General features: G+C 63.4%; 34 protein-coding genes. 14 read left to right on the forward strand and 20 right to left on the reverse strand.

Annotated features, from left to right (window positions below):
* Window positions 1–25 precede the first annotated feature (25 nt).
* From ABFX23_RS17460 to ABFX23_RS17505, 10 genes are all read right to left on the reverse strand, one after another.
* On the reverse strand, window positions 26–349 hold the full coding sequence (locus tag ABFX23_RS17460; RefSeq protein ID WP_346034145.1) for a hypothetical protein: 324 nt from the start codon (window positions 347–349) through the stop codon (window positions 26–28).
* Window positions 346–672, reverse strand: coding sequence for a hypothetical protein (locus tag ABFX23_RS17465; protein WP_346034146.1), 327 nt, complete (start codon window positions 670–672; stop codon window positions 346–348). Before ABFX23_RS17465 ends, ABFX23_RS17460 begins: the two co-directional genes overlap by 4 nt.
* The gene (locus ABFX23_RS17470) at window positions 669–1,115 is read right to left on the reverse strand and encodes a hypothetical protein (protein WP_346034147.1); all 447 of its coding nucleotides are present in this window, start codon (window positions 1,113–1,115) and stop codon (window positions 669–671) included. The genes ABFX23_RS17465 and ABFX23_RS17470 overlap by 4 nt, the downstream gene beginning before the upstream one ends.
* Entirely contained in the window at window positions 1,112–1,360 is a 249-nt protein-coding gene (locus ABFX23_RS17475; protein WP_346034148.1) for a hypothetical protein, read from the reverse strand. Before ABFX23_RS17475 ends, ABFX23_RS17470 begins: the two co-directional genes overlap by 4 nt.
* 10 nt (window positions 1,361–1,370) lie before the next feature.
* A complete protein-coding gene (locus ABFX23_RS17480) occupies window positions 1,371–1,760 on the reverse strand; it encodes a DUF3768 domain-containing protein (protein WP_346034149.1) in 390 nt (129 codons plus the stop codon).
* A 186-nt stretch (window positions 1,761–1,946) separates the two neighbouring features.
* Window positions 1,947–3,227, reverse strand: coding sequence for a Fic/DOC family protein (locus tag ABFX23_RS17485; protein WP_346034150.1), 1,281 nt, complete (start codon window positions 3,225–3,227; stop codon window positions 1,947–1,949).
* Window positions 3,224–3,493, reverse strand: coding sequence for a hypothetical protein (locus ABFX23_RS17490; RefSeq protein WP_346034151.1), 270 nt, complete (start codon window positions 3,491–3,493; stop codon window positions 3,224–3,226). The genes ABFX23_RS17485 and ABFX23_RS17490 overlap by 4 nt, the downstream gene beginning before the upstream one ends.
* A 142-nt stretch (window positions 3,494–3,635) precedes the next feature.
* Complete coding sequence (locus ABFX23_RS17495) at window positions 3,636–4,508, reverse strand: ArdC family protein (protein ID WP_346034152.1); 873 nt, start codon at window positions 4,506–4,508, stop codon at window positions 3,636–3,638.
* Between the two features lie 442 nt (window positions 4,509–4,950).
* Window positions 4,951–5,172 carry a hypothetical protein gene (locus tag ABFX23_RS17500; protein ID WP_346034153.1) on the reverse strand — a complete coding sequence of 74 codons (222 nt, stop codon included), beginning with the start codon at window positions 5,170–5,172 and terminating at the stop codon, window positions 4,951–4,953.
* A 276-nt stretch (window positions 5,173–5,448) separates the two neighbouring features.
* The gene (locus ABFX23_RS17505) at window positions 5,449–5,886 is read right to left on the reverse strand and encodes a hypothetical protein (protein WP_346034154.1); all 438 of its coding nucleotides are present in this window, start codon (window positions 5,884–5,886) and stop codon (window positions 5,449–5,451) included.
* A gap of 117 nt (window positions 5,887–6,003) precedes the next feature.
* Between ABFX23_RS17505 and ABFX23_RS17510 the strand changes: the two genes are divergently transcribed.
* Window positions 6,004–6,519 carry a hypothetical protein gene (locus ABFX23_RS17510; RefSeq protein WP_346034155.1) on the forward strand — a complete coding sequence of 172 codons (516 nt, stop codon included), beginning with the start codon at window positions 6,004–6,006 and terminating at the stop codon, window positions 6,517–6,519.
* A 59-nt stretch (window positions 6,520–6,578) separates the two neighbouring features.
* Here the strand turns inward: ABFX23_RS17510 and ABFX23_RS17515 are convergent, their stop codons facing one another.
* The 3 genes from ABFX23_RS17515 to ABFX23_RS17525 all read right to left on the reverse strand — a co-directional run bounded on the left by ABFX23_RS17515 (window position 6,579) and on the right by ABFX23_RS17525 (window position 8,304).
* Window positions 6,579–6,935: a Rap1a/Tai family immunity protein gene (locus ABFX23_RS17515; protein WP_346034156.1), complete on the reverse strand. Its 357-nt coding sequence runs from the start codon at window positions 6,933–6,935 to the stop codon at window positions 6,579–6,581.
* 75 nt (window positions 6,936–7,010) lie between these two features.
* Window positions 7,011–7,334 (reverse strand): hypothetical protein, encoded by a 324-nt coding sequence (locus tag ABFX23_RS17520; protein ID WP_346034157.1) that lies wholly within the window; start codon window positions 7,332–7,334, stop codon window positions 7,011–7,013.
* A gap of 76 nt (window positions 7,335–7,410) precedes the next feature.
* Window positions 7,411–8,304 (reverse strand): DUF1259 domain-containing protein, encoded by an 894-nt coding sequence (locus tag ABFX23_RS17525; protein ID WP_346034158.1) that lies wholly within the window; start codon window positions 8,302–8,304, stop codon window positions 7,411–7,413.
* 176 nt (window positions 8,305–8,480) lie between these two features.
* Between ABFX23_RS17525 and ABFX23_RS17530 the strand changes: the two genes are divergently transcribed.
* Window positions 8,481–9,431 (forward strand): chromate resistance protein ChrB domain-containing protein, encoded by a 951-nt coding sequence (locus tag ABFX23_RS17530; RefSeq protein WP_346034159.1) that lies wholly within the window; start codon window positions 8,481–8,483, stop codon window positions 9,429–9,431.
* Between the two features lie 2 nt (window positions 9,432–9,433).
* Window positions 9,434–10,831: a chromate efflux transporter gene (gene chrA / locus ABFX23_RS17535; RefSeq protein WP_346034160.1), complete on the forward strand. Its 1,398-nt coding sequence runs from the start codon at window positions 9,434–9,436 to the stop codon at window positions 10,829–10,831.
* A 66-nt stretch (window positions 10,832–10,897) separates the two neighbouring features.
* Here chrA and ABFX23_RS17540 read toward each other — a convergent pair whose 3' ends face one another.
* The 7 genes from ABFX23_RS17540 to ABFX23_RS17570 form a co-directional block, all read right to left on the reverse strand.
* Window positions 10,898–11,518 carry a DUF6884 domain-containing protein gene (locus ABFX23_RS17540; protein WP_346034161.1) on the reverse strand — a complete coding sequence of 207 codons (621 nt, stop codon included), beginning with the start codon at window positions 11,516–11,518 and terminating at the stop codon, window positions 10,898–10,900.
* Entirely contained in the window at window positions 11,496–11,708 is a 213-nt protein-coding gene (locus ABFX23_RS17545) for a hypothetical protein (protein WP_346034162.1), read from the reverse strand. The genes ABFX23_RS17540 and ABFX23_RS17545 overlap by 23 nt, the downstream gene beginning before the upstream one ends.
* 87 nt (window positions 11,709–11,795) lie before the next feature.
* Window positions 11,796–13,574 carry a ParB/RepB/Spo0J family partition protein gene (locus ABFX23_RS17550; protein WP_346034163.1) on the reverse strand — a complete coding sequence of 593 codons (1,779 nt, stop codon included), beginning with the start codon at window positions 13,572–13,574 and terminating at the stop codon, window positions 11,796–11,798.
* A 471-nt stretch (window positions 13,575–14,045) separates the two neighbouring features.
* Entirely contained in the window at window positions 14,046–14,630 is a 585-nt protein-coding gene (locus tag ABFX23_RS17555; protein WP_346034164.1) for a thermonuclease family protein, read from the reverse strand.
* Window positions 14,630–15,511, reverse strand: coding sequence for a DUF7146 domain-containing protein (locus ABFX23_RS17560; RefSeq protein WP_346034165.1), 882 nt, complete (start codon window positions 15,509–15,511; stop codon window positions 14,630–14,632). Before ABFX23_RS17560 ends, ABFX23_RS17555 begins: the two co-directional genes overlap by 1 nt.
* A 101-nt stretch (window positions 15,512–15,612) precedes the next feature.
* Window positions 15,613–16,449 carry a hypothetical protein gene (locus ABFX23_RS17565; protein WP_346034166.1) on the reverse strand — a complete coding sequence of 279 codons (837 nt, stop codon included), beginning with the start codon at window positions 16,447–16,449 and terminating at the stop codon, window positions 15,613–15,615.
* A gap of 307 nt (window positions 16,450–16,756) precedes the next feature.
* Window positions 16,757–16,972, reverse strand: coding sequence for a hypothetical protein (locus ABFX23_RS17570; RefSeq protein WP_346034167.1), 216 nt, complete (start codon window positions 16,970–16,972; stop codon window positions 16,757–16,759).
* A 191-nt stretch (window positions 16,973–17,163) separates the two neighbouring features.
* On the opposite strand from ABFX23_RS17570, the gene ABFX23_RS17575 reads away from it, so the two are divergent.
* The 11 genes from ABFX23_RS17575 (at window position 17,164) to ABFX23_RS17625 (ending at window position 25,649) form a co-directional block, all read left to right on the forward strand.
* On the forward strand, window positions 17,164–17,457 hold the full coding sequence (locus ABFX23_RS17575) for a hypothetical protein (RefSeq protein ID WP_346034168.1): 294 nt from the start codon (window positions 17,164–17,166) through the stop codon (window positions 17,455–17,457).
* A gap of 62 nt (window positions 17,458–17,519) precedes the next feature.
* Window positions 17,520–17,918, forward strand: a complete 399-nt coding sequence (locus tag ABFX23_RS17580) for a hypothetical protein (protein WP_346034169.1) — start codon at window positions 17,520–17,522, stop codon at window positions 17,916–17,918.
* Between the two features lie 14 nt (window positions 17,919–17,932).
* Window positions 17,933–18,586 carry a lytic transglycosylase domain-containing protein gene (locus tag ABFX23_RS17585; RefSeq protein WP_346034170.1) on the forward strand — a complete coding sequence of 218 codons (654 nt, stop codon included), beginning with the start codon at window positions 17,933–17,935 and terminating at the stop codon, window positions 18,584–18,586.
* Between the two features lie 22 nt (window positions 18,587–18,608).
* Window positions 18,609–18,947 (forward strand): TrbC/VirB2 family protein, encoded by a 339-nt coding sequence (locus ABFX23_RS17590; RefSeq protein WP_346034171.1) that lies wholly within the window; start codon window positions 18,609–18,611, stop codon window positions 18,945–18,947.
* Between the two features lie 5 nt (window positions 18,948–18,952).
* The gene (locus ABFX23_RS17595) at window positions 18,953–19,297 is read left to right on the forward strand and encodes a VirB3 family type IV secretion system protein (protein WP_346034172.1); all 345 of its coding nucleotides are present in this window, start codon (window positions 18,953–18,955) and stop codon (window positions 19,295–19,297) included.
* On the forward strand, window positions 19,287–21,668 hold the full coding sequence (locus ABFX23_RS17600) for a VirB4 family type IV secretion/conjugal transfer ATPase (protein ID WP_346034173.1): 2,382 nt from the start codon (window positions 19,287–19,289) through the stop codon (window positions 21,666–21,668). Before ABFX23_RS17595 ends, ABFX23_RS17600 begins: the two co-directional genes overlap by 11 nt.
* Before the next feature lie 13 nt (window positions 21,669–21,681).
* A complete protein-coding gene (locus tag ABFX23_RS17605; protein WP_346034174.1) occupies window positions 21,682–22,398 on the forward strand; it encodes a type IV secretion system protein in 717 nt (238 codons plus the stop codon).
* Window positions 22,395–22,712, forward strand: coding sequence for a hypothetical protein (locus ABFX23_RS17610; RefSeq protein ID WP_346034175.1), 318 nt, complete (start codon window positions 22,395–22,397; stop codon window positions 22,710–22,712). Before ABFX23_RS17605 ends, ABFX23_RS17610 begins: the two co-directional genes overlap by 4 nt.
* Window positions 22,713–22,765: 53 nt before the next feature.
* A complete protein-coding gene (locus tag ABFX23_RS17615) occupies window positions 22,766–23,782 on the forward strand; it encodes a TrbL/VirB6 family protein (RefSeq protein ID WP_346034176.1) in 1,017 nt (338 codons plus the stop codon).
* A 338-nt stretch (window positions 23,783–24,120) separates the two neighbouring features.
* Window positions 24,121–24,807 carry a VirB8 family type IV secretion system protein gene (locus ABFX23_RS17620; RefSeq protein WP_346034178.1) on the forward strand — a complete coding sequence of 229 codons (687 nt, stop codon included), beginning with the start codon at window positions 24,121–24,123 and terminating at the stop codon, window positions 24,805–24,807.
* Window positions 24,804–25,649: a TrbG/VirB9 family P-type conjugative transfer protein gene (locus tag ABFX23_RS17625; RefSeq protein WP_346034179.1), complete on the forward strand. Its 846-nt coding sequence runs from the start codon at window positions 24,804–24,806 to the stop codon at window positions 25,647–25,649. The genes ABFX23_RS17620 and ABFX23_RS17625 overlap by 4 nt, the downstream gene beginning before the upstream one ends.
* Window positions 25,650–25,651 lie beyond the last annotated feature (2 nt).

Here is a 25,651-nt window from a genome sequence, read left to right on the forward strand (position 1 = left end):
AATCCATCGTCGGCCGCCCCAGCGGCTAGAACAGCGCTGGCTCGCGCGCGTGGTCGACGAACAGGCGCTCGACAAAGGCGCGCGCCTCATCAGGGTTTTGCTCAAGGATCGGGAAGACGCGGAACGCCCCGAGCAAGCGGAATCCGCCGCCTTCCAAACCACAAAGCCATGCTCGGCGGCCCATCGAGTCCGCCAGCTCGGTCAGCGGCACAATCCGGTGCTGGGCGAGGGGAGCCCAATCGTCCGCGTCCCATTCCGTCCAGCTCCACCAGCGCCAGCCTAGCGGATTATCCTCAACCTCCACCACCAAGCTGACGCCGTTGATCGTGGCGACGATCGCGCGCTTCATGGTGCGCCCCCAGCTCGGCGTCGTTCGGCCGCCGTGCGCAGCTCATGGAAGCGCGCGCCGATCATGGCGAATAGTTGCTCGATCTGTGCTGGCGTGGCGCGGTCCAATATCCAATCGCCGATGGCGATTGGATCTTCACTGGCCGCCGCCACGTCCGCTTTCGGCGCGTCGGCGCTCGCGGCCGCCACGTTCGGCCGCACGCCTCGATCATTGAGCCAGATCGCCAGTTCTGCGGGACTGTTCGGCAAATCCACGCGGCAAGCCTCGCGGCTCTGCTGACCGGGAACAGTCCACGCGCCGGCGTCATAGTAAAGCTTCGTCATCGCGAACCTCCCTCGGCGGCGCGCCGCTCAGTCCGTGCCCGCGCCGCATCGCGCCAGAGCTGGCGGCATTCCGCCTGCGACCAGCGCGGCTCGAGGAGTCGGTAAACCTCATCGTCCATCTGACGAACATGGGCGTCGTGGTGCAACTCGCCTTGGGCGATATTGTTGATCGGAAGCGACCAGCGTGCGGCCTGCTCGTCGGCGAAGTCCATCGCCTCGCGAAGCGTAGACCGGTCGGCGATGCACATGGCGCCCCTCAGGTCGTTCGGGTCCTCCCGCCACTCCGGATCGAAATGGAAATAGACGCTGTAGAAGCTCGCCGGCTCGCCGTTGCAACGCTCAACGGTGCCCTCGACCTCACGGCAACCCGCGATCTCGATAGCGTCGGCCGCCCGGGCGAGATTGGCAATCTCGCCCGCGTCATCGGTCCAATGATGGGTCATCGGTCATTCCTTTCGGCAGGCTCGACCGAGAACCGAAACTCTCGGCCGTCGCTAAGGATGAAAAATCCGCCCGTTGCGCCGTCGAAGCATTCGGCGTGCTCGACGCAATCGAGAAGCACCAGCGCATCGGAAACAATCGCTGCCGGTCCTTCCGTCGGGTTGGGGGTGTAGCTGGCTTTCGCCGCCTCGGCCGCGCGGGCTAGGGCGGCCTGCCACTCGGCTTCCAATCGCCAATCTGCGCGCATCCCTCGCCCCCTAGTATTCGCTGGCGAGAAGGATGGTCAGCACGCGCTTGGTAACTTGGGGGTTCCAAGGTTCCTCGCTGCCGAACTCAAGCGCGCGGTCGTAATAGTCGATCTTCCACATGACCGAGAGCGCCGGCTTCTCGACCTCGCTCGTCCAGCGGGTGCGCCACTGGCCGCTCGCGTCACGGTAAAGGAAACCGACGTCGCGCTCCCCGTGTGGGTCGTTATCGGGCGTGAAGTCGTTGAATGTCTCGACCAGCTCGAAAATTCGGGACCGCGTTGCGTCGTCGAGGGCCGCGATTCCCTGCGTCATGACAACCTTGCTCGTCACGCCCATAGCGGCGCGCGCAAGGTCATTGAGCGCCGCGATCTCTGCGATCTGCACTTCGGTATAAGCCATTTGTCCTCACTCCTGTTCGGCGAAGCCGCTGCCTGCGGGCTGCGGCTCTGCCGGTCCGGCGAGGACCGGGTTGGGGAGGGGAAGCGGATTCGACGGGGGTGCTGCGGCCGCAAGGCCGCTCGATCTGATGTGGCGGGGGACGGAGATTGGTGCGCGGCCCTGGGCCGCTCCATTCACCCGGTCAGGCTAGCGCTCGCGACCTTTGGACTTGTCGTTGATCTTCTCGGGCGTCTTGCCGTGCGCCAGGTCCTCGGCGACCGAGCGCTTGGCACTGTCGGCGACCTTCGCGAGCTGCGCCTTCGTCGCGCCCTCGGCGCGAGCATCGGCGATGTGGCGCTCGACGGCGAGCTGGAATGGCGCAAGGCGCGGATCGGCCCGGTTCTCGGCCGCCGTGTTCTTCATGAATTGATCGGCAAGGCGACGCTCCACTTGGCCGACGCCGCGCGGCATCGGCGAAAGGTGAAGCGCGCGATCGGCGGCTTTGACGTCGCGTTCCGCCATCTTTGAAAGGAACGCGGCGCTGCCGGCACTGATCGAGCGCACCCGCTGCAACGGGTCCATGCCTTCGGACCAGTTGACCTCGAACTTGTCGTAGCGGCGCTGCTCTATCAATTGCAGATGGTGGAAAGGCCCCTTGGGGTCGCGAAGAAACGCAACCTCCTGGGCCGAGCGCTCGGCGAGCTGGCGCATGTCGCTCGATGTTTGCGCGAGGCGGCTAAGTTGCTCGTGCTGCCGCGCGGCCATGACCTGTGCCGTGGGTAGATAGCGCTCTATCTGTTGCTTGGCCTGGTCGACCGAGATTGTTTGTTTCGACCCCGGCGGCAAGAGCATGTCCAATTGCGGCGGCATGGCGATGCCGGCAGCTCCGCGGATCGGCTCGACCTTCTGCCGCTCGCCTTCCATGGCGTCGCGAATGACCTTCGCCAGCGACGCATGATTGGCCGTGAGAAAGCTGGTGCGGCTCGCCTCGAGCCATTCGACACGATTGATGGCCTGAACGGAAACCGTCTTTTCGGCCGCCATGGCGTGAAGCTGCAAATGCAGCCTCATCGCCCGCCCGTTCCCTTCGCGGAACGGGTGGGCGGCGTTCAGCTCGGAGAGATGACGCGCCATGGTGTCCGCGAAGCGGTCGGGGTCCATCTTGCGCAGTGTGTCGAGGTCGGGAAGCTGCTTGAACTCGCGATCTAGGCTGGCTTCTATCAGATGCGCACGGGCGAAGGTGCTGCCCGGCTTGCTTATGTCGACGATGCGCAATCGACCGGCCCAGCGATAAACGTCTTGGAAGAGCTGGCGGTGAAGATCCTGATAGGCGCGCGTGTTCGTCGCGGGCGCGGTGCGCGCGGCTAGAACCTCGCCGTAGCGCCGGGCGGTGAGAAGGGCTTCGCGCTCATTTAGGGTCCGCTCGTCACGAATGCCGAGCTTGTTCTGTAAGACGCGGCTATCACGGTAGGTATATGGATCGTTCATGCGTCATGGCGCGCGTGTGTGTTGGCGGCGAGCATGTCGCGGGTGAACTCAATCGTGAGCGCGCTGGACAGCTCTTGCGGAACTCGAAATTCGGCGAGCATATCGAGGAAAGCGGCGTCGATCGCCGTCAGCTCTAGCCCTTCAAGGCGGACGCTAGCGACCCCTTCGGCATCGGCGGCGCGGCGCGCGGCGGCCTCATCATCGGACAGGGGCTCGAAGTCCATGGCTTCAATGCGATCGCGGTAGTGTTTTAGGATTTCTTCCATGGGTTCCGTTCCCCCGATTACTTCTGTGGTTGTAACCGGGATTTGAAGATAAATCACTAGCGCCTCTCTCCTTCTCCGCCATGGCGACGGGCCGCCGCGCGTGCGCGGTGGCCCGACCCGGTTTTGCCGGTGCGGGGGGACGTCACCCGCCCCCCTCCTGCATCATCGCCAGCAGGTAGTCAGCGGCGTTCTGCGCTTCCCGCGCGGCCTCAAAAATCGCGCGCTTATCGTTGCGCAGCGCGGCAAGCCAGTGCTCAATATATGCCGCATGGTCCTCGCGTTCCTCGACCTTGAAGCCGATGGTAGCGCCAAGGAAGGCCGCGCCCAGCTCGGCGACCAGCTCGTCGCGCGCGTAGTCAGCGCGGGACGTTGACGTGAGGGTCTTGCGATTGAGGCGACTTTCAGCGCCGGCCCAATGGGTGGCCTCATGGGCGAGCGTCGCATAGTAGTCATCGCCGGTGTGGAACGCCTCGAATGCCGGCATCTGAATATAATCGTCGCGAATGTGGTAGAACGCGCTCGATCCGCCGTGGCGCAAGTCGGCCTCGATGCGACCGAACATGGCTTCCAGCTCGTCGTCGCGGCTGTCCGGATTGTTGATGATCGCGGGCGGGGGCGGGTATTTTCCTTCGACTCCCTCGACCTGCTCGGCATTAAAGACGGTGTAGCGTTTCAGGAACGGAATGCGGCGCTCGTCGTCGGTTTCCTCGTCTTTGATGACCAGCTTGTTCGCATAGACAACGGTGGTTCCCTTGCTGCCCTTCTTGACGTTGCCGCCCAGCTCCAGCGCCTGCTTGAACGTCAGCCAGTAGGGCGATGCGAAGCCCTGCCGCATGGCGCTCGCCCAAAGGCTGAGAATATTGATTCCGCGATAGGGAATGCCGTTGTGGCGAAGGGGGATCGAAGCGCCGCCGCTCCACGGCTTCGCCCAAGGCTTGGTGCCTGCCTCCAACATCGAAAGAATGTCGTCGGTGACTGCCTGATAGAGATCGACCCGGTTGGTGTTCTTCGGCATTTTTCCTCACTCCTGCTTGTCAAAGCCGCCTGCCTGCTGGCTGCGGCTCTGACCCGCCGGCGAGGCGCGGGGAGGGGAGGGGGAAGCGAAATCGACGGGTTGGTGCGGGCGCAGCGAAGCGAGCCTCGGCCTGTCTATTTCGCTTCCGGGAACGAGGGGCAGGAGCCCCGGCTGTTCCACTGGCGGCACGTGCCACCACCGATGGCGCGCGGCCGCAAGGCCGCACGATCTAACGTGGCAGGTGCCAGAGATTGGAGTGCGGCCCTGGGCCGCTCATCATGGGTGGTGGTGCGCTGCGGGGATCGATGCCTTGGGGGGCAGGGGCTCACCCGCAGCGCGAAAACGACGTTAGCGATCTAGCGTGCCGGTACAACCGGCATTGGCGGCAGCGTTCTGGAAGCGGCGTTAAAAAAAGAGGGAGGCCGGAGCCTCCCTCGATGCGTCACTTGAAGAACGCTGCCGCTGTGCCGATGATGGCCGCGGCCGAAAGCAGGACGCCGATCGAGCCGACGAGCCACGTGAGGGCGTTCAGCTTGGCTTCCATTCCTGCGGTGGCTTCCTTGATCTTCACTGCCAAATACTCCTCAACAGCATCTACAACCTCGGCTGCTGCGTCATCCGACACATTAACCGACTTCAATGATTGATACAATTTGACGTGCATCCGGTTCTCCTTCTGCGTTGTTGGGAGTGACCGGTTGGCATGGGCTCCGGCGGCGGCTGTCCAGGACCGCGAAGCGGCCGCGCTAGCGGGCGGTGGGGGAGCCGATTTGCGCAGCAAATTGGGGGAACCGCCGATCCTTGATAGGCGTCGCGCACCCATGCCACACTGGGACGACAACAGAGCGAAAACCCATCCCCGAGCCCGACGCCCGCGCTTTTCAGGCGGTGGCACGTGCCACCGCCGATCCATTAGAGGCGCGCCCAAAGGGCGCTCCAATTACGGGTTGATTCTGGAAGCTACGAAGTTCGCGGCGAAGGTTTTCCAACCGGACCTGGCTACGCAAGTGACGGTGGAGATCTTCTCGCCGCGCCGAAAGATCGTGCATTCCCCGTCCGCGTCCTGCGCTACGCGGCCTTTGATCCGGAGACGCGCGATCGTCATGGAGTCGCCCGAAAGCGCGCCTTCATAGCGGAACTCCGATCCGCCCAGGGACCGGCGAAAGTCGATCGCGCTGCTATCACCGTTGCGCGTGATGGCGACGGAATTGCACACGGCAAAGCCGGTGTCAGGGCCGACGCTCTCGGCGGCGGACCTGTAGTCGCATCGGCCCTGAAGCTCGATCGTGCGCGGCGCTACTGCCTCGCCGGCAGCGCTCGCGCTGATCGGCCCGGCGACGGCGAGCGCGACGATCAACAAGGCTGGGCGAGCGTTCACGGAAAGTTGATTTCCCTTGCGGCCTGGCGCGGTGTTCAATCGCATGGCCTGCTCGATAGCGAGACAGGCGAGGGCGCGAAGAGCGGCCCTCGAACCCAACGAAAGTAGGAGGATGCCATGAAAATGGCCTTAACAGCGTGCCTCGGCGCGTGCCTGACGTTCGCGCTCGCCAGCCCTTCGTTCGCAGATGGGATTGTCCCGCCCAATTACAGCTTCAGCATTTATGGGCCGGGCAACCTCGTGAAGAACGGCGGACAGGAGAGCTGGGCCTGCGCATGGAACTTCAAAATGGTGTCCGGTCCTGCGACGGGCACCAATCCGCCGAACGCATCGAGCGGGTCGGTGACGGGCGGCAGTGCGCCAGCGCCATCGGCCTGCTCCGATATTACAATCTCCCCGACAACGTGGGAGATTATCTCAGTCGACGGCGATGGAGGGGAAGGACGGTTTATCGGGCTGAGGATCAAGGAAGGCCTCTCGACCTTCTGCTGGACCAACGGTTGGGTGCCGTTCACGATCGAGAACCACGGCGACGCGCCAACGGTGTTCACATTGACCGGCGCGGATATTGGCCCCGACTGCAAATTCAGCGCCTCGCTGAACACGGCAGCGGATCTCAACGTGGTTGAATAACTCGACCGTTGCTGAGGGGGGCAGGAGATCGCGCGTCTCGCGGGGCGCGCGACATCTGATCAGTCTCGGCTTTCATTAGAGGCAGATCTCGCCTCGCACCGCCATGTCTCATCCAGCGCCTGCTTAGCACCCGCCACCATGTGGACACTCTTGAAATAGCTGTTTCGTTCAACCCAGCGCAGGTATGCCGCGCGCAGCGCTGCCCGGTCGTAACGTGGAGCACCGCAATCCGCTTTGCGCGCAACGATCATCATGTCGAGCACACCTTGGAGATAGGCGCCGCATCGCGGCTCATTCGCTTGACAGCTTGCGAGCAACGCCGAGCCCGTCGCCGACGCGGGTTCGGATTGGCCGTTCGCGCTACCAGGCAGGGCGGCCAAAGCGGCGCATAACAACATCCATCGCCTTGGCCGCATTTTCGTCTCCTATTCCGCAGTATCGGTTCGAAACGGGCAGATCGGCCCTCAACGGCCGACGCCCGTGCTGTTCCTTCATTCGCTGCCGAGCACCTCGCCTTCAGGCGTGACGAACAGCTCAACGGTCTTTCCGTCGTTGTTCTTGCCCTTGATCTCATAGAGCGTGCTTCCGTCCGCCTTTCGGGTGACCTGCTCCGCCTTGCTTATTGAGGCGAGTTGCGCACGTGCGGCATTCATCGCTGCCTCGGGCACCTGATCGAGCGGGATATCTCTTTCGCTGTGCTCGCCGATGATCCGGTCCTCGTTCTCCTCGTGGTTTTGCGCGATCGCCACGCCCGCGATCGCCAGTGCGGCCGCGCCCACACCCGCGAGGGCAGTGAGAGTTCGTTTGCTAGGCATGTTCCATTCCACTTCCTGGCTGAGGGCCGTGGGTCGAACGGGCGGCGGTTACGGCCCTATGAGCCGTCGTCCGGTTTCAACTCCTCTGATTGTTCATCTTGTCGAGCGCCGCGCGCAGCCCACTGGCGAGCTTGGCCGCGTCGTCGTTGGCCCAGAAGTGCATGAAGAACAGCCGCGGTTCGTCGTTCAGCATGTGATTATGCAGCGCCGTGACTTCGATCCCGTTCGTCCGCAGCGCGCGCAGAACCGGATCGACCTCGCTGGCGACCAGCACGAAGTCGCCGGTGATCGCGGCTCGGCCGTCCCCGGTAGGCTGGAAGTTGATCGCGGTCGCCGTGCCCATCGTCGGCGGAGTCTCCATATCGCCGTCCATCAACCGCTCGGCGCGCGGAAAGCTGTATTTGAGGACGCCGCCGGCGGCCTGGCCCTCACTGCCCATCAACCGGTTGAGCGCAGCCACATCGAGATCGAGCGGCGACGACGCGGCTGCGCTGGCCGAGTGTGGCTGCGGCGCGGCGAGCGGAGTCCGACTGGCCGAGAGCGCTTGCCGGAGCGCGGCCGCGAGCTTCACTGGGTCTCCGTGGCCGGCGATGTGCATGTACATCGTTGCCGGCGACGAGCGGAGCAGATGATTATGGAGCGCGGTGATCGTGAAGCCGCTTGCCAGCAAGCGGCTCATCACCGGGTTCACCTCGTCGTGCGTCAGCACGAGATCGCCCATCACCATTGCCTCATCGCCCATCGGCTGAAACGCCGCCCAGGAGCCGAGCGCGAGGGAGGGCTTGATCGTCACCCCATCCAGCGTGACGCTCAGGTCCGAACGCGGGAAGCTGTAGCGGTGAACGCCCCCTGCCTGTTCTGCTCCCGCTCGTCCTATCGCCCGGTCGACCGCCGACCAGTCCGGCGCTGCCCATGCCGGGCTTGCAAGCAGGAGGCTGGTGAATCCCAAGGCGAGGGTCTTTTTCAGCATAATTGATCCTTCATCAGGCACTCGACACGGAAAGCCTCACGTCATGCGAGCGCGCCGCCAGCCAACCGTGACAAACCCAGCATCGCGCTCCGGTTTCTCTCTTCGTGATAAGCGGTCCTATGCTTATGGGACTTGTGATGCAACCCTTACACTCGTAAGCCAGTTACGATACAACTATGACAAACACACAAGTTTCCCCTTGGTTGCTCCTGATCCCGCAACTCCCCGCCAAACCTGCATATTTGCGGGTGAAGGTATGGCGGCGTTTGCAGGCGATCGGGGCCGCGCCGCTCAAGAACGCAGTCCATGCGCTCCCCAATCGCGAAGACACGCGCGCTCTTTTCGAAGAGCTGCATTGCGAGATCACCGAGAATGGCGGCGAGGCGCTAATCCTCGAAGCGCGGCTTGCTGGCGGCATGGGCGATGCGGAGCTCCGCGGAGTGTTCGACGCTGCCCGTGACGCCGATTATGAGGAGTTGGCGCGCGAGGCGCGCGCTCTGTGCGAGGACGAGTACGTCGCGGCGGCGGATGTGGGCCGCTTGCGCAAGCGCCTGAACGAGATCGCAACCATCGACTTTTTCGGTGCGCACGGCCAGCAGGCCGCTGAAGCCGCCATTGCCGAGGCAGAGCGCCGCTCACACCAACATCCCGATGTGAGCGGGCCCGGAGCACCCGAGCTGACGCCGGCTGAGCTAAAACGCCGCGTTTGGGTGACGCGCCGCCATGTCCATGTCGATCGCATCGCGTCCGCCTGGCTCATTCGCCGCTTCATCGACTCCGAGGCGCGTTTCAAGTTCGTCGAGGGCAAAGGCTATACGCCGGAGCCTGATGAACTCAGGTTCGACATGGCGGACGCTGAATTCACCCACGAAGGCGACCGCTGCTCCTTCGAGACCTTGGTGTTCCGCACCGGTCTCGAGACCGACCCGGCGCTGCGCGCACTCGCCGAAATTGTTCACGACCTCGATATCGCCGATGCGCGGTTTGAGCGGCCGGAGACGCCGGGCGTGAGCGCACTTATCGCCGGGATCTGTGCCGGCACCGAGGACGACGAGGAGCGGATCGCGCGCGGATCGACCGCACTCGACGGTTTCTATGCTCACTTCACCCGGCGAAAAGGGGATTGACGATGGAGGCCAGCGCACGCGCTGAGATCGCGGTCGAAAGGCCGCACGAGCACGGCATCGGCTTCGGCGAGGCGGTGCGCGTCTGGATCAGGGTCGCGCTGCTCAGCTTCGGCGGACCGGCGGGCCAGATAGCGGTGATGCATCGCATCCTGGTCGAGGAGAAGCGCTGGATCGGCGAGGAGCGGTTCCTCCACGCCCTCAACTATTGCATGCTGCTGCCCGGCCCTGAAGCGCAACAGCTAGCGGTCTATATTGGCTGGCTCTTGCACAAGACCAAGGGTGGGCTGGTCGCGGGCGCGCTGTTCGTGTTGCCCGGCTTCCTTGCGATTTTAGGCCTCAGCTATGTCTATGTGCTGCTCGGCGAAGTGCCGCTGGTCGAGGGATTGCTCTTAGGATTGAAGGCCGCCGTGCTGGCGGTGGTGCTGCAGGCGGTGGTCCGGGTGGGTTCGCGTGCCTTGAAGAACAACGTCATGCGCGGTCTTGCCGCGCTGGCGTTCGTCGCGATCTTCATGCTCGACGTTCCCTTCCCGCTGATCGTGCTTGCCGCCGCGCTGATCGGCTTCTTCGGTGGCCGCGCTGGTTACGCCGCATTCAAGGGCGGCGGCGGACATGGTCCCGCCGGTGCCGAGATAATCCACGACCGCGACACTGCGCTTGGCGAGGGCCTTCCCGACCATGCGCGGCCGAACCTTTCCTGGTCGCTGCGCATCTCCGGCATTCTGCTGGTGCTTTGGCTGGCGCCGATCGCGGCGCTGCTGCTCGCATTCGGTGCGGACGACGTATTCAGCCGCATCGCCACCTTTTTCAGCCAGATGGCGGTGGTGACCTTCGGCGGCGCCTACGCGGTGCTCGCCTATGTCGCGCAGGAGGCGGTCGAGACTTATGGCTGGCTCCAGCCCGGCGAGATGCTTGACGGGCTCGGCATGGCCGAGACAACGCCGGGTCCGCTGATCATGGTGACGCAGTTCGTTGGCTTCCTCGCTGCCTTCCGCGAGGCGACCGGGCTGCCGCCGCTCGTCGCCGCGACGCTGGGTGCGATCCTCACCACCTGGGTCACTTTCGTGCCCTGCTTCCTGTGGATCTTCGCCGGCGCGCCGTTCGTCGAGCGGCTGCGTGGCAACCGCGCGTTGTCGGCCGCGCTTAGAGCAATCACCGCCGCAGTGGTGGGTGTCATTCTCAATCTGGCAGTCTGGTTTGGTATCCACACCTTGTTCGGGCAAGTCCGCGGAGTGCCCTTCGCGCTCGGTGCCATCGATATCCCCGTGCTGACGACCGTCGATTGGCCAGCGCTGGCGCTGGCGCTGGGCGCGATAGTTGCCATGTTCTGGCTCAAGGCCCGGATGCTGCCGGTGCTAGGCGTCTGCTCGGCCCTTGGCGCCGCATATGTGCTGATCATCTGAAGGACTAACGTGTAGCGCATGCGGACCAAACATGGGGGAAGATCCACCTTTGCCCAAAGGCGTTCGTCACTCCTCGACCTCGGCGAGCTGGGCGGCAAGCCATGCCTTTTGCTGGCCGATGCCAAGCCCGGCCATCGGAACGCGGGCACGGTCCCCGGCGTAGGCGGCAAGCGGCGAGCGGTAGTGCTCCCCCGCGAGAAAGATCAGCTCGCCGGCGAAGTCGGGGCCTATTGCCGCGTCGATCTGCGCGGCAACGCGCTCGCCCCATGCCGCGCGGCCTTCGGCTCCCAGCTTGGCAAGGGTCGTATCATAGGGGGCAATGGGCGCGTCGGGGTGCAACAGGCCGTGCTCGGCCGAAAGGATGAACCATTCGCAGCCCGTCGCCTCGACATAGGCCCGCGCCTTTCGGAACCAATCGGAGCGATAGAGATCGCGCGCCGGGGCGCGTTGCTCTCCCTTCTGGCTCACACAGGCGACAAGGTAGACGGCGCGCGGGGCTGGCGGGGCCTTGTAGGCCGCAAGGCCGCGCCACGAACCGCGCCCGCTGCGGAACTGGCCGACGACGCTGCCACGGTCCCAATCGCCCGCGAAGATCCCTTTGCGGTTGATTCCTCCAACGGGCCGAGTGCGGGCGGCGAGAAGGCGCGCGCGGCGCGTATCACGGTCAAGGCTGCGGAGCGGCTTCATGGTCGTTCTCCAGGTCGGCAATATGATCGGCAAGGTGATAGGCGAGAAGCTGACGGCCGAAGTTGTTCGGGACGCTGCGGCGCGAAACTTCGTGGGTGACGGTCGGGCCGCCGAATAGATCGGGCTGCTGGCCGATGATCTTCGGCGCAGGATGATAGCGCTGCTCTCGGGTGACGGGATGGCGGGCCATAGGTGCCTCCGCAAAGGCGGGGTGGTGGCACGTGCCACCACCCCAAAGGTTGCGGGGGACGCGGGAGTGAATCGCGCCCCCCGTGGCTCACGCCGCCTTGCTTTCGCTGTCGGCAGCTTCGGCCATGGCAGTCATGCGGAGCGCCGGAGGCAGGATGCCTCGGCCTGCGAGCCGTTCATTGACGGCAACCGCAAGCTCGGCGCGCTTCATCTTCTGGCAGTTCTCAACGGCACCTTCGCCGCATCCCTCTGCCAACAGCTTCAACAGGGTCGCCTTGCTAAGCTGGTCATAGAACGCCTGATTGGGCTCCCACTTTTCGACCATGTTGATCTGCGCCGCCTCGGCGATCTGCGCCAACTGGCCGTCACGCTCGCTATGGAACGACAGGCTCGTGATCTGCGAGGCAACGCAGTAGGCGAGAAGCCGTAGCTTCGTCTCGGTGTCGATCTCGCGGAAAGTGGCCAGCGTCGGTTCGTCGCCAACGCGGGCAAGGTCCGCCTCTGCCAGCTCGCCGATCTCGCGCATGGACGAATGGGACATAACCGCTTCGTCGATGTGGAACGGGCTATTCTCGGCCCGGATTTCCGCCGCCTGCTCGAAGCTGAAACCGCGCCCCTGAACCTGCGCGAGAAGTCCGCTCAAGAGCACGTCCAGCGCCAATTCGGGGTCCCCCGCTACCGCCTCGCGCACGGCAAGGGTGCGGATAGCGCCAAGCTGGTTCATGACCTTTTGCGAGTAGTCGGGGCGGGGTGGCTTCGGACCGTCAGCGCCAGCGCCGCCCCTGCTCGAACGAGTGAACGCTACTTGGTCGATCCCATCGTAGCCGACAAAGACGATCAGGGTGTGTTCCGCCTTCTGCTCGTCGGTGAACACTTTCAGGCTGCCGCGAATGGCCTGTTGCTTTCGGCCCAGGTCGCGCAACTCGTCGTCGTAAAAGCGTTCGTCGTCCTCGACTTCGCTTTCGCGCTTGGCGATAGCGGCCTCGATCTGCGCCAGCTCGGCGGCTTCGTCCTCGGTCGGATCGCGTTCGCCTGCCGGCTCAAGGTGGGTCCGCATCCAATAGCTGTCAGGACGGGAAAGCTGCGCCTCGGCATCCCTCCAACCGTCCTCGCGCGCCGCCTTGGCGATAGCCTCAAGCCGATCTTGCAAAAGGTCCATGACAAGGCCGGGGTCGTCGCAATAGCGCCGCTCGCCGAACAGGTCGGTGGTGAAGGTGCCGCCAGCGGCGAGATAGGCTTCCTCGCCCACGATCTGAAACGACTTGTCGTCGTCGGCCATTTTCTCCTGTGTCAGCATCGCGCGGATTTGATGGGGGTTGTCGCCGGTGCGCTTGAAAACCTCCAACTGACGGTCGTGATCGTCGGTCAGCGCGAACGCCTGCGCCGATCCCATACCGATTTCATCATTCTGGAAGGCTTTGAGGATGGTGGGATGCAGCGCCGACAGCTTCAACACGCGCCGCACATAGGCCGGGGAGACGCCGAACGACGCGGCAACGTCCTCGACCTCTTTGCCGCTGTCGATGATTGCCCGATAGGCCATAACGGCGTCGGCGGGGTGCATGTCCTCGCGCTGTTCGTTCTCGGCAAGCGAGATTTCCAGCGCCTCGTCCTTGCTGCGGATTTCAACGGGAACCTCGAACGTGCCGGGAATGGCCTTCTGCTTCTGCAACAGCTTCAAGGCCCGGTAGCGCCGTCCACCGGCGCAAATCTTGACCTTCTGGCCTTCCTCGTAGCCGATAAGGTTCTGCAAGACGCCGCGCGCCTGAATGTCGGCGGCAAGCGCCTCGATCTCCTTGGGCTTCACCTTCCGCACATTGAGTTCGGAGATGGCGAGCTTGTTCAAAGCGATAGTCTGGATGGTCATGGTTTCACTCCTTCTTGGTCGGCAAGGCCGCCTGCCTGCGGCTGCGGCCCTGCCGCTCCGGCGAGGAGCGGGGTGGGGAGGGGAGAAGCGAAATTGACGGGGGTGGTGCGGGCGCAGGGAGCGAAGCGACTGAGCCACGGCCCTGTCCATTTCGCTTCGGGGAACGCGGGGCGGCGTCCCGGCTGTTCCCCCGGTGGCACGTGCCACCACCAAGGGCGCGCGGCCGAAGGCCGCTCGATGCTCGGAGAGTCAGTCCTGGCGTATTGCGGGGCGGAGGATTGCGTAGGTGAGGACAGCCCCGAACAGCACGCCAACGATGAAAACGGCGGTCAAGATCATGGCCTTCTCCTTGGTCGTAGTCAGCCGCGACAATAGCCCTGATCGTCACCCGTATGGGCGGAGACGCCTTGGCGCGGCTCCGTGGAGCCGGGCGGCGAAGCCGCCCGGCGGAGTAGAGCAGGTTCCCGGCTCCTACTTCTCGCACGATTCCGGCAACCGGCCACGCTCGATCGCGAGTTGCCGCATGGCCCGATAATCGACGCCCCAAAGCCCGCGGGCCTCCCGCGCTGCGTCTTTCATCAACGCGGCGTAAGCCAACCCCGAATGCTGGCGGAAATCGACTGCATAGCCGTGTCGCACCATCGTTGCCCCGACCGACGCTCCATTCGACCGAAACCGGCACGAAAGATTCATCCGGCCCCAGCTCGAGCGATTTTGCCGGCAGATACCTTCGGCCGCCAAAGGCTTGTCGAGAAACGTGCTCGTGCAATCCATCGGCCCGTTCTGCCGCACCAGCTCTTCGAGGTAGAGCCCCGCTGCGGTCTTAAGCACGTCGCCATTCCTATCGGAATCCGGCGCATCCATGCCGATCAGCCGATAGCGCCGCCCATCAATCCGGAAGGTGTCACCGTCGACGATCTCGGGATTGGAAACCAGCAGATTGACTGGCTTCGGCTCGCGTATCTGCGTCTCATTGACCAGCATCCCGAAGCCCAGGACGACGAGAATTGGCAGGATGATCTTTTGGTGAGTTGGCCATTTTTTGAAACCGCTCATCAGCACTTGGCCCGCTCCTTCAAAATGTCGTTCCAATCCATCGGCGCCGGCGCTGGCGGGAGGATGATTTTCAGCTCGCGGTCGGTGTCGGTGAGGTGTTCGCGCGCGGCTTCTATGGCCTCGGCCGCTTCCGGGCCGTGCTGCGAATAAATGACGATTTTCCGGATGCGTTCGGGAATTGCGATCAGGCCATAGCGGCGGATGCCGCCCGCGCCCCACACCTTCAACCGGCCCTGGCTGAGCTGGGTGACGGAAACGGCTTCCTCGAAGCCTTCAGCCAGGCGCAGAGTGTCGCCGGTGGGTTGGCCGCCGATCCGCATGGCCGCGTTGCGGACCAGGCCGAGCGTCAGTTTCGCCTCGCGAAGCCCCGCGTGGTAGCGCTTCTCGCCTGTCACCGGGTCGATCAAGATCCGCTGCACGGCAATTATCCCCTCGTCCGTCTCGAAGGGGATGAGAAGCGCGGCGTGCTCTTCGCGATCGTCGGGCGGGCCGACGATGCAGCGCGGAGCAAAGCGCACCTTTAGGCCGGTGGGGTCGATCGCGCGCGAACGCAGATGGCGTTCGGCCGAGGTGCCGGCGATCGGCACGGCGGAATCCCAGAGCTGAAGCGCAAGCTTGCGGCGCGAAGGCTCGGGTGCGCGGTCGCCGGGTTCGCCACTGGTGTAGCGGTTGATTTTCTGGCTGTTGAGGGCGGCAAGCACCGCCTCTTGCGAGCAACCGGCCCAACATTTGAAGAGCACGGCCGATCGGCCCGGAGTCACTTGGAGCGACGGAGTGCGGTCGTTGTGAGCAGGGCAACAGACCATGCCATAAGAGCCGCGCCACTGGCCCTTCATGTCCTGCACGATTTTGCGTGCGCGTGAGTCAACGTCCATCGACATCGAACTTCTTCCGTCTACGTTATCCGGACACCGCGAAATTGCCATACTTCACGGTGGGGCGCAACAGCTCGGGATTTTGCTAACGAAAACGCATGGCCCGACTAGGGCCATTCCTTTTGCCGCTTCCATCTATGGTTTTGGCTGTGACTTTCCGGCTGAAAATCGCGGCTGCTGTTATGATTTAATCCGGAGGTATCTGTGGGCTTCGCTTTTTTGACACCCTTGAACCGCAAACCAAGGTTCGGGCGGAAGCGGCGAAGCCAAGAGAGCCAAGTTTTGCAGACGATCGTGATGATGTTGGAGAGCCACTTTCCTCGCCATTGGGGGCGGTGCTCGACCTTTACGGCGCCGATCTGCCGGGCTTTGCGCACGGCATTGCGGACGGTGGTTCGGCCGACGCCGGCGCGATCGGCGATCTCCTGCGTCGTGCAGCGGCAAGCGCCGAAGGCGCGCATGTCGGCCGCAATGATGTAGAGCACGGCGCGCTCGCCCTCGGTGAAGCCGTTGTAGTCGGCGATCGGGGGCACGGCGGCGAGGCCGCCAAGTCGCTGCTTCCGCGCCCACCGGAGCGGATTGCGTTTTCCGCTCGCGGCTTCGGAGCGCGAAAGCTCCGATTTCGGCCGCGTCGGGAAGTAGCTGTGCGTTGGCGGGAGGCGGCGCTCGCGCGCCTCTTGCAGCTCGAGGCGGCGTTCCTCGGCCATGCGGTGGATAAGCTGCGTTTCGCGATCGTCCAGCGGGCCGCCGGCGAGCTGCGATAATTGGCTGTGCAACAGCCTGAGAAAGTCGTTCACCTGGGCCGCGCTGGTGAGGCGCGAAAGCGAGCGCAGTAGATCTACTACGCGATCGCCGCTCGACGGACGCGAGCTGCGACCAGGCGCGAGCTGCGCCGCCGCGGCGTGGCCACCGCGCGCTAGCGCGGTGCCTATGGAAACACTCATCTTAAGGCCCTCCCTCAGTGGGCCTCGCCAAGCCAAGCGCCGTCGCTCTCAAAAGCGGTGCTTTTGAGTTGACTTTTGCTGCCGAACCACGGATAGGGGGAGCCGACCAAAGCTTTAGACGCCCGTTCCGTGGCACGATCAGCCCTCGCCTAGCCCGCGAGGGTTTTTCGTTTCTGCCATCTCCGGGCTAGCCCTCCCGAATCAGACAGAGATTTTGCCGAATCCGTTGCCGGACTCGGGCGCAATTAGTGCGGTAAGATTCGGGGATTTGCAAGAATAAGCGTGCATGCACGCTTATGGGCGGCGCTTAGCCGACCGCGTCCCGCTGATAGTGGCGCAAGTAGTCGGGGTATTCGATCCCGCGCGAGCGCAAGAGATTGATCGAGGCTTCCTCGATCAGCGCGGCCACGCTCGTCTGCTCGACGTCGGCGAGAGATTTGATCTTCTGCGCCAGTTCGGGTTTGACTGCCGAAACGAGATTGCGCGTGTTCGCGCGGCTCGGCCGCCGCCTGGGGAGCGGCACCGGCAGGAGAGGATCTTCTTGGCGTTTCGGACGCGGCATAATCTCAAGACAGTCTGTGAGTTTGCGGGGAAATCTAGCAGGGTGAGAGGGGCGCTCCAAGGCGAAAACGTGCATGCACTTGTCGATTGCGCGCGCGCTGGCATATGAAGCTCATCTGGAAATAAGGATAAATCGCGATGCTTCCAAAGGATGTGACCGAGCACGAGCCAATCTTTGAAAGGGAGCTGACCACTCGCCGTCCAGCGGGCGGCCAAATTCTCGCGGTTGCAATCGTCCAGCTCGACACAAGCGAATGGATCATCAACGTCCAGGTGTCATGGAAAGGTAATATATGGCTGGATGTCTGCCTTTGGGAGCGGCGAACACTCAAGCGCTACAAGCGACTTAGCCGGGCCATTCGGCATGTCATTCTCGACTACGGATATGACGAGGGACACATTACCGTCATCCCCAACAAGGCGGGTAAGAATGTAAATTCCTTTTAATGGGGGTGACATTCTCCGGGACCGTGATATTTTGCACTATCTCGGTGAAGTAGGGGATGCTTATGAAGCCTATCCATCTCGCTTTCGCCGGCGCTCTCGCGGGAGCGTCAGTCCTGTCGGCGCCTCCGGCATTTGCCGACGACAACACCTGGGCTTGCGAGGTCGTTCTGTGCCTGTCGAACCCAGGCGGCCCGACGCAGTATTCAGCCTGCGTCCCGCCGATCACGAAGCTCTGGCGGACGTTGGCGTTCGGTGGCGGCTTCCCGACCTGCACGGGTTCGGGCATCCGCGATACCGACTACGACAAGGCGGATGATGGCCGCCCGGCGCGGCTGACGGTCGAATGGACCGACGGCCGACGCCAGACGTTCTACCAGGGCCGCACGTCGAGCAGGCCGACGCCCACCATTCCCGGCCGACCTCCCGAATGGAAGGTGCCGCGAAACGTTGACCTCCAGTAGATCGGGCGGGGGTCGTGTTTCTCGAAACAGGGGCAGTCCTATCGCTGGCGGCGCAATGCGCCCCAGCGGTAGCGCCACATACGATTGCCGCGATCGTCCAAGCGGAATCGAGCAATTATCTCTATGCGATCAACGTGAACGGAGTGGCTCGGCAACCGCGCCGTCCGCGCAACGAAGCCGAAGCCATCGCCACGGCGAAAGCCTATGTGGCGCGCGGCCATTCGGTGGACATGGGCCTGGGCCAGATCAATTCGAACAACATGCGTTGGCTCGGGCTGACGTGGGACACGGTGTTCGAGCCGTGCGTCAATGTCGAGGCAGCCGGTCGCGTGCTGCTGACGAATTATCGCGCGGTGCGAGACGGCCGCACGCCGCAACAGGCGCTGCGGGTCGCGCTCAGCATGTATAACACCGGGTCACAATCGCGAGGTTTCCGCAACGGCTACGTCGCCCGCGTGGAACGGGCAGGTCGCAAGGTAAGCGGTCTGCCGGCAACCGGCATTCCGACGCTCGTAGCGCTAAGCGCGCCTGCGGAAGCCGGCGATGGTTCGGCCCCGGCCGAACTGAATCCCGAGGAAATCGCAGCGGAGAACAGGGTAGAGCCGGAGCCGGCCCCGCCTGCGTGGGATGTGTTCGCGCGGGCGTCGTTCGTCCGCGCCAGCTCGTAGTCAACCGAAAGGAGCGTTTGTGATGTTGCAGAAGTTGAAGGATCGGGCGGAAAGGCGGCTCGATACGTTACTCGCCGCCATGAAGCCGTCGCCAGAAATGGCGCGTGCCCTGCCGCTCGCTTTGCTGGCGAGCCTGTTTGTAGCGGAACCGGCCTATGCGCAGAATTTCGAGGGCCTGGCCGACAACATTCTCGGCTTGCTCTCGAATAGCCTGCTGCGGACGCTGGCGATCATCGCCCTGATCGCTGTTGGCGCGATGTGGCTCATGGGCCGGGCTTCGGTCCAGTTCTTCGTCACCGTGCTCATTGGCATCGTCATCATGTTCTCGGCGCCCTGGATCGTCGACACGGTGATAGGCTGACAGCGATGGACGGCCCGGAGCAAATGGCCAAAGATCCGCTGTTCTTGGCCGTCACGCGCCCCGCGATGTGGGCGGGGGTTCCCATGGAGGCCGGTGGCCTCATCATCCTGACGGGCGCGATCACGCTCGTTGGGACGGGGAACCCCCTCTACGGCCTCGCGGCCTCTATCGTCCTCTATGCGATCGCGCGCCTTGTGGTGCGTCATGACGTGAATGCCTTCCGGCTGCTGTTCATGTGGTGCCGCACCAAGGCGGCCAACCGAAACAGGGGCTTTTGGGGCGGGTCTAGCTACACGCCTCTCCCGCTCTATGGCCTCAAGAGAAAAGGATTTGCGCGGAATGTTCGGTAAGAGCGCACTCGCGGAAAAAGTGCCGCTGGACAAAGCCAAGCGCGAAGAGCTTCCGGAGAAGTTCTTGCCGTATTCGCGCCACGTGAACGACCACGTGATTGCGCTCGATAACGGCGATTTGATGCTGATGCTCGAAGTCGATGGCAGGGCCTTCGAGACCTCGGGTGTTCGCGATCTGAATGACTGGCACACCAAGCTCAACGGGGTGTGGCGCAACATTCACGATGAACGGGTGTCGATCTGGACGCACCTTCTGCGGATGCGCGTTCGCGACTATCCGGGCGGCACGTTCCGCTCGCATTTCGCGGCCGAACTGGACCGCAAATATTATGAGCGGATGACCGGCGAGCGGATGTTCCGCAACCGCTTCTTCCTGACCGTTGTGGTTCGGCCAAACCTTCACGCCGGCGACAAGCTGCTTTCCTTTCTGCGGAAGAAGGACGCGGACCCGAATGTGAGCATCGCGGAAGCGCTCGAATTGCTCGAGGACAAGGTTCGCGACCTGGAGAAGCTGCTGATCCGGGTTCGGCCGCGCCGGCTCGGACTCTACGATTTCCGCGGGCTGCTCTTCTCGGAGCCGATGGAAGTCATGAACCAAGTGCTGACGGGCCGCTTTCGGCGCTGCCCGCTCGTGCGAGGACACTTGGGCTCCGCGCTCTATGCGAGCCGCGCGATCATCGGTGCTGAGACATTCGAGGTCCGCGACGCGGACTATTCGACCTTTGGCGGGATCTTCGGCATTCGCGAGTATCCCGCCAGCACGACGCCGCGCCAGTTCGAATCGCTCCTGTCGGTCGATTTCAGCTTCGCGATCACGCAGTCGTTCACCTTCCTCTCGCGGGCCAGCGCAACCGAGAAGTTCCGGCTGCGCATGACGCAGATGGAGAACGCCGGCGATCGCGCGATAAGCCAGCACGACGAGCTGATAGACGCGGCCGACGATTTGCAGTCGAACCGCTTCGTCCTGGGCGATCATCATTTCACGCTGACGGTGTTCGGCGATGATGTGCGAAAGCTGCGCGATAATATGTCGGTCGCGCGCGCCGCATTGGCTGACACCGGCATGGTCGCGGCTCGCGAGAGCGCGGCTCTCGAAGCGGCCTATTGGTCGCAGCTCGTCGGCAATTTTGCGTGGCGAGCGCGGCCCGCGCCGATCACGTCGCGGAATTTCGCCGCCTTCTCGCCGTTCCACACGTTCCCGGCAGGGCACGAAGATGGGAACCATTGGGGGCCGGCGGTCGCGCTGCTCAAGACAAGCGCGCGGAGCCCCTTCTATTTCAATTTCCATAACGGCGATCTCGGCCACACGATGGTCATTGGCCCTTCGGGCGGCGGTAAGACGGTGCTGGTGAATTTCCTGATGGCCCAGCTCGAGAAGTTCAACGCGCGGCACATTTTCATCGACAAGGACCAGGGCGCAGAGATCTTCGTTCGTGCCAGCGGCGGAACCTATCTCGCGCTTCGCAACGGCGAGCCGACGGGGTTTGCGCCGCTCAAGGCGCTGGACGACACGGCGGAGCATCGGGCCTTTCTCGGCCGCTTCATCCGCCAGCTCGTGAAGCAAGAGGGTGCGCCGATCACAGTTCAGGAATCGCACCTGATAGACGACGGTATTGAGTCGGTGATGAAGCTGCCGCGCGAGCAACGCTCGCTGTCGGCGCTGCGAACGATGCTCGGCATGTCGGATTCGGGGGGTGTCGGCGCGCGCTTGGTCAAGTGGACCTCCGAGGGGTCGCTAGGCTGGGTGTTCGACAACCCGGAGGATTCCATGTCGCTCGAAGGCCGGTTCATGGGCTTCGATATGACGGATTTCCTCGAAAACGCGGAAATTCGCACGCCGGTCATGCTCTACCTGTTCGAGCGCATCGACGCTCTGCTGACCGGCGAACGCATGGTAATCGCGATCGACGAGTTCTGGAAGGCGCTGGCGGACCCGGCCTTCACCGCGTTCGCCCAGGACGGTCTCAAGACCTATCGTAAGCGAAATGCGTTCCTTGTGTTCGCTACGCAGTCGCCGGCCGACGCGCTGCGCTCCACGATCAGCCATTCGATCCTTGAGCAAGTCGCGACGAAGATTTTGCTCCCCAACCCGTTTGGGCAGCGTCGCGATTACGTCGAGGGGTTCTCGCTGTCGGAAGCGGAATTCAAGCTGGTCCGCGAAGAGCTGTCACCCGAGAGCCGCAAATTCCTCGTCAAACAGGGCCATGATTCCGTCGTCGTCGCGCTCGATCTGAACGGGCTCGACAACGAATTGGCCGTGCTGTCGGGCCGCGCGGAAACGACCGCGGTTGCCCGCGAAGTGATTGCCGAAGTCGGCAATGAACCGAGAGTCTGGTTGCCGGAGTTCCACCGGCGCCGGCGCTCAAGCTGAAAGGAGTGAGACGATGAAGCGAACAATCGCGGCGGCTGTATCAGCCTTGGCCTTGTCGGTGTCGTCGCCGGCAATGGCGCAAGGCATTCCGGTTTTCGACAGCTCTTCGCTGCTGAAGCAGATCGAGCAAATCCGGAATACCATGCAGATGATCGAGCAGGGCCGGCAACAGATTGCCGAGGCCCAGCGGCTCTACAACGATCTGAACAAGCTGACCGACATTTCCTCGATCGCGGACCAGCTCAAGTCTGACTCGCTTCGCACGCTCGGCGTCGACGTCAACTCGCTCGAGCGAATGGCGCGAGGCGATTTCGGCGCTGGCAATTCCGGCTACAGCGTGCGCTCGAACGCGATCTACCAAGATCTCATGGAGAGGATTGGTGCGGTCCCCGATAACGCGCGGGGCGGCGCTGAGCAAAACGCTCGAATGATCGCGATGGACAAGGCCATGGCGCAAGGCATGGGCGAAGCGGCCATGTCGCGCGGCGAGGGTCTGGAAGAGCTGCGAGCGCGATTGGCTACGGCCTCGACCGCGAAGGAAGTTGCCGATCTCCAAGCGCGTATTCAGCTCGAAACGGCCGCCATGATGAACGATCAACTTCGTGTCGAGGCGATGGAGCGCGCGCGCAAGGCGGAAGCCGGCGCTCGATTGGCCGAATCCTTAGCTGAATCATCGCGCGCTTTGGAAGATCGGCGCGCGCGTGCCGCAGCGGCAGCGGAGGGACAATGAGCATGAGCAGAAGAATACTTGTCGCCGCCGCGATCTCTGCCAGCACTCTAGCTGGCTGCGATCGCGCGCCTGAGTTTCCCGAGGTCCTGATGACCTACCGGGATACCGATTGGCTTGAGGCCAACGAAGATCGGATTCCCGAGATCGTGGCCGAGTGCGACAAGATAATGAACAGCGAGCTCGGCCGCGACGACCTCCCGATACCGGTCTGGCGGAATTGCGGAAGCATCAAATCGAACCTCGCTTCCATCGAACGCTCACGCGCTTTGGAAGAGCGGCGCGCGCGCGCGGCCGCGGCGGCCAAGGGCCAATGACAACAACGCCTGCCAATCGGAGCGGCCGTTAAGGCGACACGCGGGGGATCTCGGTGGAATACGATCTATTCACGAACGCCTACCAAGGCTTTGTCAACGAACTGAACTCGTCGGTCGTGTCGAACTACGCCGCGTTCGTAGGATGGATCTCCGGCCCCCTGCGCACGGGCATGATAATTTACATCATTCTCCTGGGCGGAGCGATTTTGCGCGGCGCGGTCCAGTATCCGTTCCGCGAATACGTGTATCGCGCCCTGATGCTCGCTGCGGTCTATTGGGCGGTCACGTCGCTCTACGGCGGCACGGTCGCCAATATGATCGTCACGGGCCTTCCCAATGAATTTGCGGGGCTAATCGGCGGTTCGCCGAATGGAGTTGGCGGCTCGTTCGATCAAATGTGGGCTAGGGTAGATCTCGCGCTCGCCTCAATGCAGCAAGCAACCAACGAGTATGTCCAAGAGAACGTCACGTTCATGGACATGCCGGGGGCCGCCGCGGCGATTATGCAGGCCATCGGTGCGACAGTAATCATTTTGCTGACAGCAATTGCCGCGCTGTTCGCGCTGGCTGTTGGCTTCGTCATCGTGCTCTACGCGCTGTTCGCGCTTGCCGTCCTCGCGGTCGTCGGCCCGATCTTCGTCGCAGCGCTGCTCTTCGACTCCACGCGCAGCTATTTCTTCTCCTGGCTCGGCGCGGTCGTCAATTATCTGATGCTTTCGCTGTTCGCTCTTCTGCTGGTCCTAGTCGTCGCGAATGTCGCGGACTCGGCTACCGCGACGTTTGATGGCGACTTCAACCACATTTGGGAAACGTCCATTCGGATCATCGCCTTCTACGTCCTGGCTGCGTTCTTCTTCTTCCAGATACCGGGAATTGCAGCCTCACTCGGCGGCGGCAGCGCGGCGATGGTCTCGCAATTCGCGAACGCGATCAATCCGATGCCATCGGCGGCCTCGCGGCGCGCCGCCCAATCGGGCGGCGGCGGCGGCGGCTTCTCATGGGGGCGCGCCTACGGCGGCGCACGGGCGGCCTACGGCCGCTGGCGGGGGAACACAATCAGTCGAGCTTAAGGGGTTTGCAAATGCGCAAGATGATCGGACTCGGACTCTGCCTAGCGCTGGCGGCATGTGTGACGTCGCCAGTCGAGGAACCAACGCAGTGCAAGGGGGAACTGCGGCCGGCAAATCCCCATGGCGTCACATTGCCGTCGCTGCCGAGCGCAAGCGTCCGTGCGCCCGCTCAAGGGACGGAGCCGCCAGCACAAGTCGACGTGTTCCCGCCTGAATCGCAGACGGAGGGGGCGGCCGCACCCGGCAATGAGCAATCGGACGCCTCGGGGCAAGTCGAGGTTCCACGGCTGAGCGCAGCTCTGCGCCGGCCCATTCTCTCGAACTGTTGAGGTAGGACGATGGCTGTTGGTGTCCCAAAGGATGAGCTGAAAACCTATTTCGCCGATGCGGCGAGCTGGGAGCAGGATCGGCTAAGATCGGCCGAACGATCCAAGAAGATCGCGTGGACCGTTGCTGGTGTCGCCGGCGCGCTCGCTGTGGCCGGCGTGGCGGCGGTGGCTATGCTCACGCCGCTCAAGACGGTCCAACCCTACGTTATCAGCGTCGATCGCAACACGGGCCAGGCGGAGATTACCGCTGGCCTGCACGGCGATGCGTCAATCACCTATGACGAGGCGGTCGCGAAGTATTTCCTCGCGACCTATGTTCGATACCGCGAGGGGTGGATTGGCGCCGCCCGGCAAGAATATTTCGACAATGTGATGGTCATGTCGGCGCGTCCTGAACAAGAGCGCTGGACGCAATATTTCAAGGTCGACAACCCCCAAAGCCCGCAAAACGTGCTGGCCGATCGAACCGGCGTGTTCGTCGAGATCAGGCGCATTTCATTCCTCGGCGACAATGTTGCCCAGGTCTTTTTCACGAAAGAATCCCGGACAGGGACGACGACGACGACAACGGATGCCGTTGCGACGATCAAATACAGCGTGGGCGGGACGCCGAGCGAAGAGGCCGACCGCTTCAAGAATCCGCTCGGCTACCAGGTCGAAAGCTACCGCTCGGACGTGGAGGTTCCTGAATCATGATCCGCAAGTTTGTCACGCGCGGGGTGTTGGCCGCCGCGCTCGCCGGTGTTGCCGCGCCGGCTTTCGCCGAGGATATTCCCAATCCGACGCAGCATGATCCCCGCATTCGCGAGGCGGTCTATAACGAAGCGCAGGTGTTCGAGATTCCGGGGGTGTTCCGGATCGCGACGGAGATCCGTTTTTCCGATGGCGAAGTTGTCGAGCACGTCGCCCTTGGCGATAGCGTCTCCTGGGAAGTGGCGCCGGCGGCAAGCTCGCTGTTCGTCAAGCCGCGTGAGAGGGCCGGCGCGACGAACCTCACGGTGATTACCCGCTCGCGCTATGGTCCGCGAACCTACCGCTTTGCGCTCACGCCGACGCATAGAGGGACGGGGTTCTTCACGGTGATATTCCGCTATCCCGAACAAGAGGCTGCGGAGCGGCGCGCCATGGAAGCCTCGGCGCAGCTCGCCGCGCTCGAGGCGGCCGAACGTGGGCTGGTGAAAAGCGCTCTCGACATCGGAGTGCTCGAAGGGACGCGAAACACAAACTACGTGGTCCAGGGCTCAACGGCGATTCAGCCGTCCGAAGTCTCCGACAACGGGCAATTCACGGTGATGCGCTTCCCGAACCAACGGGAGCTGCCGGCGTTCTTCGTCGTCAATCCGGACGGCTCGGAGGGCGTCGCGTCATTCGATGTGCGCGACGAATACGTGGTGCTGCACGGGGTCTATCGGACGATCCGGCTGCGCCGCGGCCTCGAAGTGCTCTGCATCCATAATCAGTCGCCCGACTACTACGGGCGGGACCCCAAAACCGACACAGCTTCCGAGCTGGTCGAGCGCACCACCGCGACGGAGTAAGC

Source organism: Erythrobacter westpacificensis, assembly GCF_039542285.1.
Taxonomy (GTDB): Bacteria; Pseudomonadota; Alphaproteobacteria; order Sphingomonadales; family Sphingomonadaceae; genus Alteraurantiacibacter; species Alteraurantiacibacter westpacificensis.